Annotated in this window: 12 protein-coding genes; 7 read left to right on the top strand and 5 right to left on the bottom strand. The window is 62.3% G+C overall.

Annotated features, from left to right (window positions below):
• The first annotated feature begins 2 nt into the window (after nt 1-2).
• The 3 genes from glxR (at nt 3) to GR212_RS19485 (ending at nt 4,260) form a co-directional block, all read left to right on the top strand.
• Nucleotides 3-887, top strand: a complete 885-nt coding sequence (gene glxR, locus GR212_RS19495; protein WP_163988438.1) for a 2-hydroxy-3-oxopropionate reductase — start codon at nt 3-5, stop codon at nt 885-887.
• A gap of 117 nt (nt 888-1,004) precedes the next feature.
• Nucleotides 1,005-2,273, top strand: coding sequence for a glycerate kinase type-2 family protein (locus tag GR212_RS19490; RefSeq protein WP_163988436.1), 1,269 nt, complete (start codon nt 1,005-1,007; stop codon nt 2,271-2,273).
• A 358-nt stretch (nt 2,274-2,631) separates the two neighbouring features.
• Nucleotides 2,632-4,260, top strand: coding sequence for an MFS transporter (locus GR212_RS19485; protein ID WP_163988434.1), 1,629 nt, complete (start codon nt 2,632-2,634; stop codon nt 4,258-4,260).
• A gap of 61 nt (nt 4,261-4,321) precedes the next feature.
• Here the strand turns inward: GR212_RS19485 and GR212_RS19480 are convergent, their stop codons facing one another.
• Nucleotides 4,322-5,239 carry an AraC family transcriptional regulator gene (locus GR212_RS19480; protein WP_246725815.1) on the bottom strand — a complete coding sequence of 306 codons (918 nt, stop codon included), beginning with the start codon at nt 5,237-5,239 and terminating at the stop codon, nt 4,322-4,324.
• Here GR212_RS19480 and GR212_RS19475 point away from each other — a divergent pair.
• A complete protein-coding gene (locus GR212_RS19475; RefSeq protein ID WP_246725814.1) occupies nt 5,238-6,422 on the top strand; it encodes an MFS transporter in 1,185 nt (394 codons plus the stop codon). The genes GR212_RS19480 and GR212_RS19475 overlap by 2 nt on opposite strands.
• Nucleotides 6,423-6,621: 199 nt before the next feature.
• Here the strand turns inward: GR212_RS19475 and GR212_RS19470 are convergent, their stop codons facing one another.
• Both GR212_RS19470 and GR212_RS19465 read right to left on the bottom strand, forming a co-directional pair.
• Nucleotides 6,622-7,182, bottom strand: coding sequence for a DsbA family protein (locus GR212_RS19470; RefSeq protein WP_163988430.1), 561 nt, complete (start codon nt 7,180-7,182; stop codon nt 6,622-6,624).
• A 317-nt stretch (nt 7,183-7,499) separates the two neighbouring features.
• The gene (locus GR212_RS19465) at nt 7,500-8,420 is read right to left on the bottom strand and encodes a DMT family transporter (RefSeq protein ID WP_163988428.1); all 921 of its coding nucleotides are present in this window, start codon (nt 8,418-8,420) and stop codon (nt 7,500-7,502) included.
• 94 nt (nt 8,421-8,514) lie between these two features.
• On the opposite strand from GR212_RS19465, the gene GR212_RS19460 reads away from it, so the two are divergent.
• From GR212_RS19460 to GR212_RS19450, 3 genes are all read left to right on the top strand, one after another.
• Nucleotides 8,515-9,288, top strand: coding sequence for an AraC family transcriptional regulator (locus GR212_RS19460; RefSeq protein WP_163988426.1), 774 nt, complete (start codon nt 8,515-8,517; stop codon nt 9,286-9,288).
• Between the two features lie 149 nt (nt 9,289-9,437).
• A complete protein-coding gene (locus GR212_RS19455) occupies nt 9,438-9,707 on the top strand; it encodes a CopG family ribbon-helix-helix protein (protein ID WP_163988425.1) in 270 nt (89 codons plus the stop codon).
• Nucleotides 9,707-9,982: a type II toxin-antitoxin system RelE/ParE family toxin gene (locus tag GR212_RS19450; RefSeq protein ID WP_163988423.1), complete on the top strand. Its 276-nt coding sequence runs from the start codon at nt 9,707-9,709 to the stop codon at nt 9,980-9,982. The genes GR212_RS19455 and GR212_RS19450 overlap by 1 nt, the downstream gene beginning before the upstream one ends.
• 83 nt (nt 9,983-10,065) lie before the next feature.
• Here the strand turns inward: GR212_RS19450 and GR212_RS19445 are convergent, their stop codons facing one another.
• On the bottom strand, nt 10,066-11,523 hold the full coding sequence (locus tag GR212_RS19445; protein ID WP_246725813.1) for an APC family permease: 1,458 nt from the start codon (nt 11,521-11,523) through the stop codon (nt 10,066-10,068).
• An 86-nt stretch (nt 11,524-11,609) separates the two neighbouring features.
• A complete protein-coding gene (locus tag GR212_RS19440) occupies nt 11,610-12,725 on the bottom strand; it encodes a LysR substrate-binding domain-containing protein (RefSeq protein WP_163988421.1) in 1,116 nt (371 codons plus the stop codon).
• Nucleotides 12,726-12,745 lie beyond the last annotated feature (20 nt).

The following is a 12,745-nucleotide window of genomic DNA, read 5'->3' as shown; positions in this document are numbered from 1 at the left end:
CCATGGCACACATCGGATTTATCGGCCTCGGCATCATGGGCACACCCATGGCACGCCACCTGCAGGATGCCGGCCATACCGTCATCACGTCCAAGTTTTCCGCCGCGCCGCGCCAGGAGTTGCTCGACAACGGCCTTCAATTCGTCGAGACGCCGAGAGCGCTCGCCGAAACCGTCGATACGATCATCCTGATGCTGCCGGATACGCCGGAGGTCAAGGATGTGCTCTTCGGCGAGAACGGTGTTGCCCTTGGTCTTTCGAAGGGCAAGCTCGTCATCGACATGAGCTCGATCTCACCGATCGAGACCAAGGAATTCGCCCGGAGGGTTCGCGAGACAGGTGCGGAATATATCGACGCCCCCGTCTCCGGTGGCGAAGTCGGCGCCAAAAACGCCTCGCTGTCGATCATGGCCGGCGGATCGGAGGCCAGCTTCGAGCGGGCGCTGCCGCTCTTCCAGCTGATGGGCAAGAACATCACCCTCGTCGGCGATTGCGGCGACGGCCAGGTCACCAAGGTCGCCAACCAGATCATCGTCGCGCTGACGATCGAGGCCGTGTCCGAGGCGCTCGTCTTTGCCTCCAAGGCAGGGGCGGATCCGGCCCGCGTGCGCTCCGCGCTGATGGGCGGCTTTGCATCCTCGCGCATCCTCGAAGTCCATGGCGAACGCATGATCAAGCGCACCTTCGAGCCCGGCTTCCGCATATCGCTGCACCAGAAGGATTTGAACCTTGCCTTGCAGGGCGCCAAGGCGCTGGGCGTCTCGTTGCCCAACACGGCATCGACACAGGAGCTTTTCAATCAATGCGCCGCCAATGGCGACAGCGGGCTTGATCACTCCGGTCTCGTCAAGGCGCTGGAGCGGATGGCGAACCATCCCGTCGCCTAGAGCTTTCCAGGAGAAGTGCGAAGCGGCTTTCCGTCCGGAATGCCTCCAGAAACAGAACGTAGAGCGTTTTCGCGTTTCGGAAGAAAAGCGGACACGCTCTAACATGTGAGAAACCCGATGCCGACCATCGCCGATCCCCGCGCCTTTCTGGAAAAGCTGTTCTACGCGGCGGTTGCGGCCGCCGATCCGGACAAGGCGCTTGCCGCCCATCTGCCGGAAAAGCCGAAGGGTAGGACGGTGGTGGTCGGTGCCGGCAAAGGGGCGGCGCAGATGGCACGCGCCTTCGAGCGCCTGTGGGATGCGCCGCTTTCCGGCGTCGTCGTCACGCGTTACGGCTATGCCGTGCCTTGTGAGCGCATCGAAGTCCTCGAAGCCGCCCATCCTGTGCCGGATGAAAGCGGCCTGCGCGCCTCCGACCGGCTGATGGCCGCCGTGAGCGGCCTCACCGAAGACGATCTGGTGGTTGCCCTTGTCTGCGGCGGCGGATCGGCATTGCTGCCGGCTCCCGCCGGCGATCTCACGCTTGCCGACGAGATCGCCGTCAACCGGGCCCTGCTTGCCTCCGGCGCGCCGATCAGCGCCATGAATGCCGTACGCAAGCAGGTCTCACGGATCAAGGGGGGCCGCCTCGCCGCACTGGCGCATCCGGCCCGTGTCGTCTCGCTCGTGGTTTCCGACATACCGGGAGACAATCCCGCCCTCGTCGCCTCCGGGCCGACGATTGCCGACATGGCCACGCGCGCCGACGCGCTTGGGATCATAGACCGCTATCGCCTCGACCTGCCGGAAGCCGTCATGCGCCATCTTGAGAATGGCGAAGACGAGCCGCCGCTGCCGTCAGACCCTCGCTTCGCCCGCAACGAGGTGAAACTCGTGGCTTCCGCCGCCATTGCGCTGGAGGCGGCGGCCGACGTCGCGCGCAAAGCCGGCGTCGAGCCCATTGTTCTTTCCGACGCCATCGAGGGCGAAGCATCCGAGGTCGGCCGCGAACACGCCGCGATCGTGGCGAAGATCGCCCGCCGGGGCCTCGCATCGAAGGGGCCCGTGCTTGTTCTGTCGGGCGGCGAGACGACCGTAACGATCAAGGGTAAAGGCAAGGGCGGCCGCAACAGCGAATTCCTGCTCTCCTTCGCCTGCGCCATCTCCGGCCAGTCGGGCGTCTCGGCCCTCGCTGCGGATACCGACGGTATCGACGGCTCCGAGGACAATGCCGGCGCCTTTGCCGACGGCAGCACCGCCACGCGCCTTGCCGACCAGGGGAAGGACGCCGCCGAATTCCTGGACCGGAACGACAGCTGGTCGGCCTTTTCCGCGCTCGACGACCTTTTCGTGAGCGGCCCCACCGGCACGAACGTCAACGACTTTCGCGCGATCCTTATCCGTTAGGGCGCCGAAGAGTCCCTACCGCCTTGCCTTGAGAGATCTTCCAGGTTCGCTGTCAGTGGACAGGGGCAACGGTGGTGCGCGATGTCACTCCACCATTACCGCCGCGAACCAAGCCATCTTCGTAATACGTCGACCGCTCCGGGGCGAACTAGGAAGCGAGCTCTGACCACGCAAGTCTCCCGGGAGATGCTTTCAGGATCCGACGGCCGAATCCGCCGTCATCGGCGAGAATTTTATTCCAAGATCGTTTCGGAAATTAGCAAATCACTATAGGCTTATGACCGACTCGACCGCGCATAGGCTTCGAGCGAATTTTCCGCGCCCGTCGAGCAAGACAATCCTGTGAAGAAAAGCCGACATGCTCAATAGAACCTCTCCGCTCGTCGCGTTTCAATCCAAGACATTCCGCTCGCTCTGGTCGGCAACGCTCATTTCCAATCTCGGCGGTCTGGTCGAAGGCGTCGGTGCGGCCTGGCTCATGACCAGCCTTGCGACCTCCCACGGCATGGTCGCGCTGGTGCAGTCCTCCACCACCCTGCCCGTCATGATCTTCTCGCTTGCGGCCGGGGCACTGGCCGACAATTACGACCGCAGGCGGATCATGCTGATCGCGCAGACGCTGATGCTCTCAGTCTCCGCGACGCTGGCCGTACTTTCCTACAGCAATGCCCTGACGCCCTGGCTGCTGCTCTGCTTCACCTTCCTGATCGGCTGCGGTGGCGCTCTTCACAATCCGTCATGGCAGGCTTCGATGGGCGACGTCGTCCCGCGCGAACATCTGCCCGGCGCCGTTGCGCTCAACAGCATGAGCTATAATCTGATGCGCAGCATCGGGCCGGCGATCGGCGGCGTCATCGTCGCGGCCGCGGGCGCGGCTTTCGCATTCCTCTTCAACGTCTTCTGCTATTTCGCTCTCATTCTCACGCTGTTGCGCTGGAAGAAGGCCCCCGCCCGCAATGCGCTGCCGCGCGAGCCTTTCGCAAGCGCGATGTCGGCCGGGTTCCGCTATGTCCTGATGTCGCCGAACCTACTCAAGGTGATGTGCCGCAGCTTCGTCTTCGGCCTGACGGCGATCGTCATCCTGGCGCTGCTGCCTCTCGTCGCGCGCGATCATGTGCATGGCACGGCGATCACCTACGGCATCATGCTCGGCTTCTTCGGCTTCGGCGCCATTTGCGGCGCGCTGCTGATCGGCCGCATTCGTGACCTCCTGAGCAATGAATGGGTGATCCGCGGCGCATTCTTCACGCTGGCGGTCAGCTGCTTCTTCCTGTCGCTCAGCCATCAGGTGTGGCTGAGCTGTCTTCTTCTCATGCCGGCCGGTGTTGCCTGGGTGCAGGCCTTTTCGCTCTTCAACGTCACCGTTCAGCTCTCCACGCCGCGCTGGGTCGTCGGTCGCGCCCTTTCGCTTTACCAGACGGCGACTTTCGGCGGCATGGCCGTAGGAAGCTGGATGTGGGGCGAACTGGCCGACGCCCATGGCGTCACCGGCGCTCTCTGCATCGCAAGCGTCACGTTGGCGATAGGCGGCCTGCTTGGCCTTCTGTTGCGCCAGCCGGACTTCGAATCCCTCAATCTCGATCCGACGAACACGTTCAGCGAACCGCAACTGCAGCTTGACCTGCGATCCAGAAGCGGTCCGATCCTGGTCATGGTGGATTACGACATCGATCAGGATGACGTGCCGGAGTTTCTGGCCGTCATGGCCCAGCGGCGCCGGATGCGAATCCGGGATGGCGCGAAGCAATGGTCGCTCTTGCGCGATCTGGAAAAGCCGAACACATGGACGGAAAGCTACCATCTGCCGACCTGGATCGACTATGTTCGCCATAGCCAGCGCCAGACGCATGCCGATATCGATGTCGCGGAGCGTCTCGATGCCCTGCATCGCGGCGGCCAGCCGCCGGTCATCCACCACATGATCGAACGGCAAACGGTGCCGAGGCATGACGATATGCCTCTGAAGCCCTATCTCGACGCGACCTGACGGGTCATGCCATGAGTCTCCCGCGTTCTGTGGCGATCATCTCGGCGGCTCGCAATGACCTTCAAGGCTGGAGGCCAGCACTCGGGGAACCGTTGCGCGCATGCTGGCGCGTGATCTCGCGCGGCGAATAGCCAAAGGCCCGCTTGAACATGGTCGTGAAGGCGGCCGGGTTCTTGTAGCCGAGGTCGATTGCAATCGTCGTCACCGGCGTCCCCGCGACGAGCCGGGGAAGCGCGGCATGAAGGCAGGCCTGCTCGCGCCACTTGACGAAGCTGAGGCCCGTCTCGAGACGAAACATGCGGGTAAACGCACGCCGGCTCATGCTCATGTAATTCGCCCAGACATCGATCGTATCGTGCGTCGTCGGTTGCCGCACGAAATCCTGGCACTTCTGGGCAAGCACACTGTTGCGCGGGATCGGCAAGGATAAAGGCAGCGGTTTCAGCCTTGCCAGCTCGTGCAGAAGCAAGGTCATCAAGGCACCGGCGCGATCGTTGACGTCATAGTCGACCGGAATATCGACGGCCTCCGCAATGAGCGTGCGCAACAGGGGCGATATTTCGACAACCTGGCAATGATCGGGCATCGTCTTGATTGCCTGCGGCTGAATATAGACGCTACGCATGCTGACATTGCCGAGCATACGCACGCTATGGATGACGCCCGGAGGGATCCACATGCCGCGCTCGGGCGGCATGACGAGCGTACCATCCGGAGTGGTCACCACGACTACGCCGGAAAAGCCGTATAGAAGTTGCGCGCGCCGATGCTGGTGCGGATCGACACGATGCCCGTCCCTATACTCGTTGCCGAGGGCAATGAGAGGCCGGTCGACATCGATGAATGGATCTATGCGGCTGTTCCTGACCATTCTGGCCCAGTCTCGTAGTAGTTGCGCCTTATCGCGGTAGCGGGCGATTGTCTTTTCTAATATCAGCGCGGCGAACGATTTGAAAGTGAGAGCCATGAGCCAGGTCATGAACCCGCCTCGCGCGGCGGCGACGATATATCCGGTCATTATGGTGGCCAGTCTCGGCCACTTCATCAATGATGTCACCCAGTCCCTGCTGCCGGCGAGCTATCCGGTGCTGAAGACCGGCTTCGACCTCAGCTTTGCCCAGCTCGGCGTCCTGACCTTCGTCTACCAGATTACCGCCTCGATCCTGCAGCCCTTCGTCGGGTGGTACACGGACGGGCGGCCGCAACCCTATTCCTTGCCGTTCGGCATGGCCTGCAGCTGTACCGGCATGATTACGCTCGGAATGGCCTCGAACTATCCGACCCTGCTGATGGGCGCGATGCTGCTCGGCCTCGGCTCCTCGATCTTTCACCCCGAAGCATCCCGCATCGCGCGGCTGGCATCCGGCGGCAAGCACGGCTTTGCCCAGTCGCTGTTCCAGGTCGGCGGCAATTTCGGCACGTCGCTCGGGCCGCTGCTGGCCGCCTTCTTCATTCTTCCGCACGGCCAGCATGGAATGGCGGCGCTCGCGAGCCTGGCCTTCATCGGCATCCTCGTCCTCGGAGGGCTGGGCCGCTGGTATCAGGTAAACGGCGGGCACCTGCGCGCGCCGGCCAAGACCGGCAAGACCCACAAGGCGCTGAGCTTGTCGCGCGCCCGCGTCGGCCTTGCCATTGCCGTCCTGATCGCCTTGATCTTCTCGAAGTATTTCTATCTGGCGAGCTTCACCAGCTACTATAATTTCTACCTGATGGCCCGGTTCGGCGTCACCGAACGGACGGCGCAGCTCTGCCAGTTCGTGTTCTTCGCCGCCGTCGCGGTCGGCACGATGGTCGGCGGCCCGGTTGGGGACCGCATCGGCCGCAAGAAGGTCATCTGGGGATCCATCCTCGGCATCCTGCCCTTCACCATCGTCCTGCCCCACGCCAATCTCGAAACGACGATTGTCCTCAGCGCGATCATCGGCACGGTCATCGCGTCCGCCTTCTCTGCGATTGTCGTCTATGCGCAGGAGCTGCTGCCCGGCCGCGTCGGCATGGTGTCGGGCCTGTTCTTCGGCTTCGCCTTCGGCATGGGCGGCATCGGGGCGGCGGCGCTTGGCGTGCTTGCCGACCATACGAGCATCGAGTTCGTCTTCGAACTTTGCGCCTTCCTGCCGCTGATCGGGCTTCTGACGATCCTGCTGCCCAACGTGGAAGACTGACGGCATAGCAAGTGGCAAAGGCGCCGATGCGGAAGCATCGCCGCCTTTCCAAATTGCCGGCAACGATGGGCGCTCGGATCGCATGCCCGAACATTCCTCACGCCGAAGCCGGGCGTTGACCCGTTGGCCGCAGACTTCAAGTGTCAAACCGGCCGCTGCCCGGCGATCGGCAAATCGGGAGGGCGATTGTGCCCGCCTCCTACGACGCCGATACTTTCTTGACCCAGGCTTCTATGTTGTCGCCGCTGCTCATGTCGGCCTGCACCAGCCCGTCGATCATGAAGGTCGGGGATACGTGGATGCCGTTCTGCCGGGCGTATTTGCAGTGCCATTTGATCTCGCGGTCGAGGTCCGGGATCGCGAAGGCCTCCTTCAGCTGGATGCCGCTGTAATTCTCCAGCCGCTCGATCAGCGCGTTCGGCGTCACGTCCATGTTCGGTCCGCCGGCGTGATGAGCGAACTCGAACTCCTCGCGATGGACGCCGATCGCAGCCATCACCTTCTTCGCCGTCTCCTTGCCTCCGGGAAGCGTCGAAGCCGCAAGAATGCAGCGCACGAGGACGCCGGAATACATATGCCAGGGCTGCGATTGCAGGCGCACCTTGATGGTAACCTTATCCTCGCCTGCCTGTTTCAGAAAATCGTCGAGCTTGTTGAAAGCCCTGACCGAATACGGGCAAGTGGGTTCCAGGAAGATTTCAAAAATGCGCGGCCCGTGGCCCCAGCTCAATGGATCTGCGCGCCAGGCGACGTGGGTCATGCCGGTTTTCCTCTTCGATCTCGAATCCTGTCGTGACACGGAAACTAGACGCGCTCCGCTTGGCCGGTCAACGTTGGAGAGAGGAAAGACCGCGCTCAGAAGAGCTTGATGTCCATGGTGCCGTAAAGTTGATGGATGCTCCATACCCCGTTCTTGAGCAGCAGAGCAAAAGGCCCATTTTTCGCCGCTGCAAATTGGGGGCTCAAAGTCACCCCCAGGATTTTGCGCGGCTCGCGCTTCCCCCGAAGAGCTCTCATGCCTGCCCCGGGCGTGATTTCAATGCAGAAAGCCGCGTCCGTTCGCGGCAGTCCATTCGCTTAGTCGACAATTTCGGGCATGGCCGGTGGCGCGCTGCGCAAGGGCCGGCGGAAAAGCTCCACGCAGGCAACGCCGACGAGCGCGGCACCACCGCCGATGACGTGATAGGCCCGTACCGGTTCGCCAAGCATCACAATGGCGCCGAGCGCGGTGAACACCGGCAACAGGTTCATGAAGGCCGCGCAGCGGTTGGGGCCGAGGATATGAACGCCGCGCACCCATAAAAACGGAAGGACGACGGACGCGAGGCCACCGGCATAGGCAATGAGCGGCAAGGTCTCGGCATTCAGCGCACGCAAGGGCGCTGGCGTGGCAAGAAATGCCGGAAACATGATCACCAGAGCGCAGATCGCCTGCATATAGGTCGATTGCCAGCCGGCGACGGGCAGGTTCCAACGCTTGAGCAGGACGCCATAGACGGCATAGCTCAGCGCCGCAATGAACATCAGCGGATCGCCGAGATGCACGCCATTACGCGCGAGCGCTGCCGGATCGCCGGCGCTGACCAGATAAACGAGCCCGACAAGCGACAGGACGCCGCCGCCGACCATTCCGACAGTCGGCGTATCCTTCAGCACGAAGGCGCTCAAGGCCACCGTGAGCAGCGGCGTCAGCGCCGTGAACACGGCCATGTTCGTCGCCGTCGTCGTTTCCGCCGCCAGATAGGACAGGCTCTGGAAGAAGCACATGGCGAGGAAACCGAGAATGGCGAACTGCCCCAGGTGCGGCCAGATGACGAAGCGATTTCGCCAGGCCGGGACGGCGACGAAGGTGCTCATCAGCAGGACGGCGAGCAGCAGGCGATAGAAGGTGATCGCCTCCGGTCCGATCGTATGCGCGGACATTCGGGAAACGATCACGTTGCCGGACCAGAGGATGATGGCGACGAGAGGATAGAGAAATGCGAGCTTGTTTTTCATATGCGATACCCATGGATCATTTCGAGACCCCGGCTTACTGCTTCGATATCGGTCCGTATCGCTTTATGGTGACCAAGACTGTAGAGATTGGGACATGCAGAACGACCCGACGCGAAAACATCTCGATTTTCACGATACCCATCGCGCCATGGCGGCGATGGACGTCAACTATCCGGACGGGGCCTCCACCGGCTGGCACTCGCATCCGCGCGGCCAACTGCTCTACGCGATCGAGGGTGTGATGATCGTGCGGTCGGTGGAGGGGTCCTGGGTGGTGCCGCCGAGCCGGGCGCTATGGCTGGCGGCCGGGCTGGAGCATGACGTGAAGATGGCCGGCGAAGTGAAGATCCGCACGGTCTTCATCGACGCGACGGCGATCCGCCATATGCCGGCGGGAAGCTGCGTCATCGAGGTTTCGCCGCTGCTGCGCGAGCTCATCGTCGCCGCCGTTCGCGTGCCCCTCGATTATGCGGAAGGCAGCCGCGACGATCGCCTCATGCAGCTGCTCGTGGACGAAGTACGTGTCTCCGATGTACTGCCCCTGCATCTTCCCATGCCGGAAGACGAGCGCCTCAAGCTGATCTGCGAAGCGATCACCGAACATCCTTCCGATACGTCGACCGCTAGCCAATGGGCCGAACGCCTTCGCGTGACGGCCAAGACGGTGCATCGCCTCTTCGTCAAGGAAACCGGCATGAGCTTCGCGCAATGGCGAGAACAGGCGCGACTTTTGTTTGCGCTGCGCAAACTGGCGAGCGGCGACCGCATCATCGACGTCGCCTTCGATTGCGGCTACGCCAGCCAGAGCGCCTTTACCGCGATGTTCCGCCGCCATTTTGGCAAGCCGCCATCGGAGTTCTACCGTTAGGTGTTCTCCATCGCATATCTGTTTGCCGCTGGATGTCTCGTCGGAAAGACAAAGCCGCCAGCTCGGTCCAATCGACGGGCGTCATTGATCGATTCAAGATTAATCACTATGATTAGGAATAAATCGAACCTCATGAAAAGGATGATCGCATGTCAGGTTCCGGCACCAAAGTCTTGACCGCGCATGTCCCACTCTCCTTGGCCGAGAAAGTCGATTTGATGGCTGAAAGGCTTGAGCGTTCTCGCGGCTGGATCATGAAGCAGGCTCTTACCGCTTGGCTCGACCAGGAAGAAGAGCGCGAGAGGCTCACCCGGGAAGCGCTTCTGGACGTAGACGCGGGCCGCGTGATCGACCATCAGGCGGTACAGGCATGGGCCGATAGCCTCGGCAGCGACGAACCTTTGCCGCTTCCTCGCTGATGCAAGCAAAATGGACCAGCAAGGCGCTATCCGACCTCAGTCGTCTCTATGAATTTCTGGCGGCTGTAAACAAGCCGGCAGCCGTTCGCGCGGTGCAGTCCCTGACCAAAGCGCCGACTATTCTGCTGGCCAACCCAAGAATTGGCGAGCGACTCTTTGAATTCGACCCACGCGAGGTCAGGCGCCTGCTCGTCGGCCACTATGAGATACGCTACGAAATTCAGCAGTCAACGATCTATATCCTGAGGTTGTGGCATACGCGGGAAGATCGTTAGGCGGCGGAATTTCTCATCGGCCCCCGAACCGGATCCAGGACGGGATGCCGGCCCAAGCCGGCATCCCGCAAGCATAAGCGGCCTCAGCCCTGATTGTGCCCCATGCGGGCGAAGCGGGCCGGATCGACGCGCTGCAGACGCATGGCGACGAGATAGCCCACGATCGCCGCGATCGGGATCAGCGAGGGCAGGACGATGCCGAGCACGCCGCCGGTCGTTCCGGTCAGATCGCCGAAATGCAGGAAGATGTAGACGAACAGCGCCGCCATCACCAGACCGGAGACCAGCGGAAGGATCAGTGTCGTCAGCGCCGATGCGGTGTGATCCGTGCGGCGGAAGAAGGCAATCACGGCGACCGAAGTCACCGTCATCATGCCGAGAACGCCGAGCGTGCCGATCTGGCTGATCCAGGTGAACATGTTGAGAACCGGATCCAGGCCGAGCCCGGCGAAGAATGCCAGGACGATCAAGGCTCCCGCCGTCTGCGTTACCGAGCCGACATGGGGGCTTTGATGGATATCATGCGTCCGGCCGAAGACCGCCGGCAGCAATCCCTCGCGGCCGGCGACATAGCTGTAGCGCGCGATGTAGTTATGAAAGGCCGAAAGTGCGGCAAACAGGCTGGAGACCAGCAGGATGCCGGCGATATTCGCGATCGTGCCGCCGGCATATTGACCGGCGAGGTCGAAGAAGAACGTCGACGGATCAGGCAGTCCCTGGATCGTCGGGAGCAGCTTGTCGGCGCCGATACCGACGATCATCAGCCATGTGGTGAAGATGAAGAAGATGCCGATCATCAGAACCGACAGATAGGTGGCCCGCGGAATCGTCTTTTCCGGATCGCGCGCTTCCTCGGCGTAGATGGTCGTTGCCTCGAAACCGATGAAGCAGCCCAGGCAGAAGAGGACCGCAGCGGTCAGCGAACCCGAAAAGACGGCATTTGCATCGAAGAAATTCAGTGCAAGCCCGTTCGCACCGCCCTTGCCCAGAATGGCGAAATCGACGATCAGCACCACCAGATATTCCAGGGCTACGACGAAGACGAGCACCTTGGCGGACAGGTCGACCTGGCGATAGCCAAGGAAGCCGACCAGCAGGATGGCAAGCAGGCTCCAGATCCACCAGGGCAACACCAGCCCAAACGAACCGAAGATGCCGGCTGCGATGCCGCCGAACAGGCCGATGAGCCCGAACTGCATGGCGTTATAGGCGACCAATGCGGTGACCGCGACCGCCCCGGCGACACGGCCGCCAAGCCCACGCGCCGCATAGGCGTAGAAAGCACCGGCATTGGTGACGTAGCGCGACATCGTGACGTAGCCTGCGGCAAAGGCCAGCATCACCAGCGTCACGAAGACGAAGGTTGCCGGAATGCCCGCCCCGTTCCCCAGCATGAAAGCCAGCGGCATCGCGCCGGCAACACCCGTCAGCGGCGCCGCCGCCGAAATCACCATGAAGGTGACGGCGATCAGCCCGAGCGAGTTTTTACGAAGTTGGTTACTCCCTGCACCAGTCATATCGATAGCTTCTTCCTGAGCCATATTCCCCTCTCCCATTCTGCCGCTCCTGGCGGCGTCTATTGCGGTATTCTCCCGTCAATTTCCGGTCCGCGCGCCGTCCCTCCCCGTCAGGCGCGCTTGAACGATATCCTGCATTTCGAGATGAAGTCCTTTGCCAGCTGGCTTTGGCCATCCGACCTCTGTGTGACGGCAATGACAGCGCCTTCCGGAAATTCCTCGCCTAGCGGCACGGCCCGAATCTCGCGGCCATCTGGCCCTGTTCTGTTCTGGGGCTTCTGTGGAACGATCGAATATCCCAGCCCTTGGGCCACCAGTCCGCGAACCATGGCAAAGGATGGCGACTGCAGGCGGATGACCGGCTTCAGCCCGTTGCGCTTGAAGAGCGCGGCGATCGCGCCGCGAACGGAGGGATAGTCGAGCAGGATCATCGGCAGATCGGCGATGTCGGCAAGCCGAAGGCTGGACTTCGCGGCAAGCGGATGATCCGCACTCAGCAGCACATGCGGCGCCGGAACGCACAAAAGTTCGCTGTCGAGCTCCGGCTCGTCGACCGATCCGAAGGTGACGGCAGCGTCGATCTTGCCGGCACGCATCTGCTCGATGAGATCGTCGTGGTCCGCTTCGAGCAGCCGGATATCGACGCCCGGCGTCTGGCCGGCGAAATCGGCGACGAGCGGCGGCACGAATTCCGGCCCGAGCGTGATGAAAAAGCCGACGCGCAGCTGGTTTTCCGGGCTATGCGGCTGGTCATCGTCCGGCGCGATCGGAATGGCGCGCCGATAGCTCCGATTGGCGTAGACAAGCGGCGAGCGCTGTCGCGACAGCTCGATCCGCTCCACCTCGCCGATGAGAATGAAATGCGTGCCCCAAAGCAGGGCCGTCTTCAGCTCGCAGTCGAGTGAAACGATGGCGCCGTCGATAACGGGAGATCCGGTCGCGCTGCTATGCCAGCCGATCGCCGCGAACCTGTCGTCGGCGAGATGCTTGAGGCGACCGGAGAAAAGGTCCGAAACGAAGCTCTGGTTGCCGCTGAGCACATTGGCGCAAAACCGTTTGTTCTTCCGGATCGCTTCACCGGCGGGGCTCAAGTGATGAATACTGACCAGCAAGGAAGGTCGGCTCGTATCGGCCGAGACCGACGTCATGGACGAGACGGTGACGCCGAAGCGGCCCGCCTCGCCATCCGTCGTCACCACGGTAACGGCGGAGGCAACCCGGCTCATGCTCTCCAAAAAAAGACCGC

The sequence above is a fragment of the Martinezella lusitana genome (assembly GCF_010668395.1).
GTDB lineage: Bacteria > Pseudomonadota > Alphaproteobacteria > Rhizobiales > Rhizobiaceae > Rhizobium > Rhizobium lusitanum_A.
Note: the sequence above shows the minus strand (reverse complement) of the source record. Positions and strands in the feature narration are given on the sequence as shown.

Excerpts from the sequence above, each read along its gene's own strand:
- GR212_RS19440 (WP_163988421.1), bottom strand. The coding sequence starts at position 12,725 with ATGAGCCGGGTTGCCTCCGCCGTTACCGTGGTGACGACGGATGGCGAG.
- glxR (WP_163988438.1), top strand. The coding sequence starts at position 3 with ATGGCACACATCGGATTTATCGGCCTCGGCATCATGGGCACACCCATG.
- GR212_RS19455 (WP_163988425.1), top strand. The coding sequence starts at position 9,438 with ATGTCAGGTTCCGGCACCAAAGTCTTGACCGCGCATGTCCCACTCTCC.
- GR212_RS19460 (WP_163988426.1), top strand. The coding sequence starts at position 8,515 with ATGCAGAACGACCCGACGCGAAAACATCTCGATTTTCACGATACCCAT.
- GR212_RS19470 (WP_163988430.1), bottom strand. The coding sequence starts at position 7,182 with ATGACCCACGTCGCCTGGCGCGCAGATCCATTGAGCTGGGGCCACGGG.
- GR212_RS19465 (WP_163988428.1), bottom strand. The coding sequence starts at position 8,420 with ATGAAAAACAAGCTCGCATTTCTCTATCCTCTCGTCGCCATCATCCTC.
- GR212_RS19485 (WP_163988434.1), top strand. The coding sequence starts at position 2,632 with ATGCTCAATAGAACCTCTCCGCTCGTCGCGTTTCAATCCAAGACATTC.
- GR212_RS19475 (WP_246725814.1), top strand. The coding sequence starts at position 5,238 with ATGAACCCGCCTCGCGCGGCGGCGACGATATATCCGGTCATTATGGTG.
- GR212_RS19480 (WP_246725815.1), bottom strand. The coding sequence starts at position 5,239 with ATGACCTGGCTCATGGCTCTCACTTTCAAATCGTTCGCCGCGCTGATA.
- GR212_RS19445 (WP_246725813.1), bottom strand. The coding sequence starts at position 11,523 with ATGGCTCAGGAAGAAGCTATCGATATGACTGGTGCAGGGAGTAACCAA.
- GR212_RS19450 (WP_163988423.1), top strand. The coding sequence starts at position 9,707 with ATGCAAGCAAAATGGACCAGCAAGGCGCTATCCGACCTCAGTCGTCTC.
- GR212_RS19490 (WP_163988436.1), top strand. The coding sequence starts at position 1,005 with ATGCCGACCATCGCCGATCCCCGCGCCTTTCTGGAAAAGCTGTTCTAC.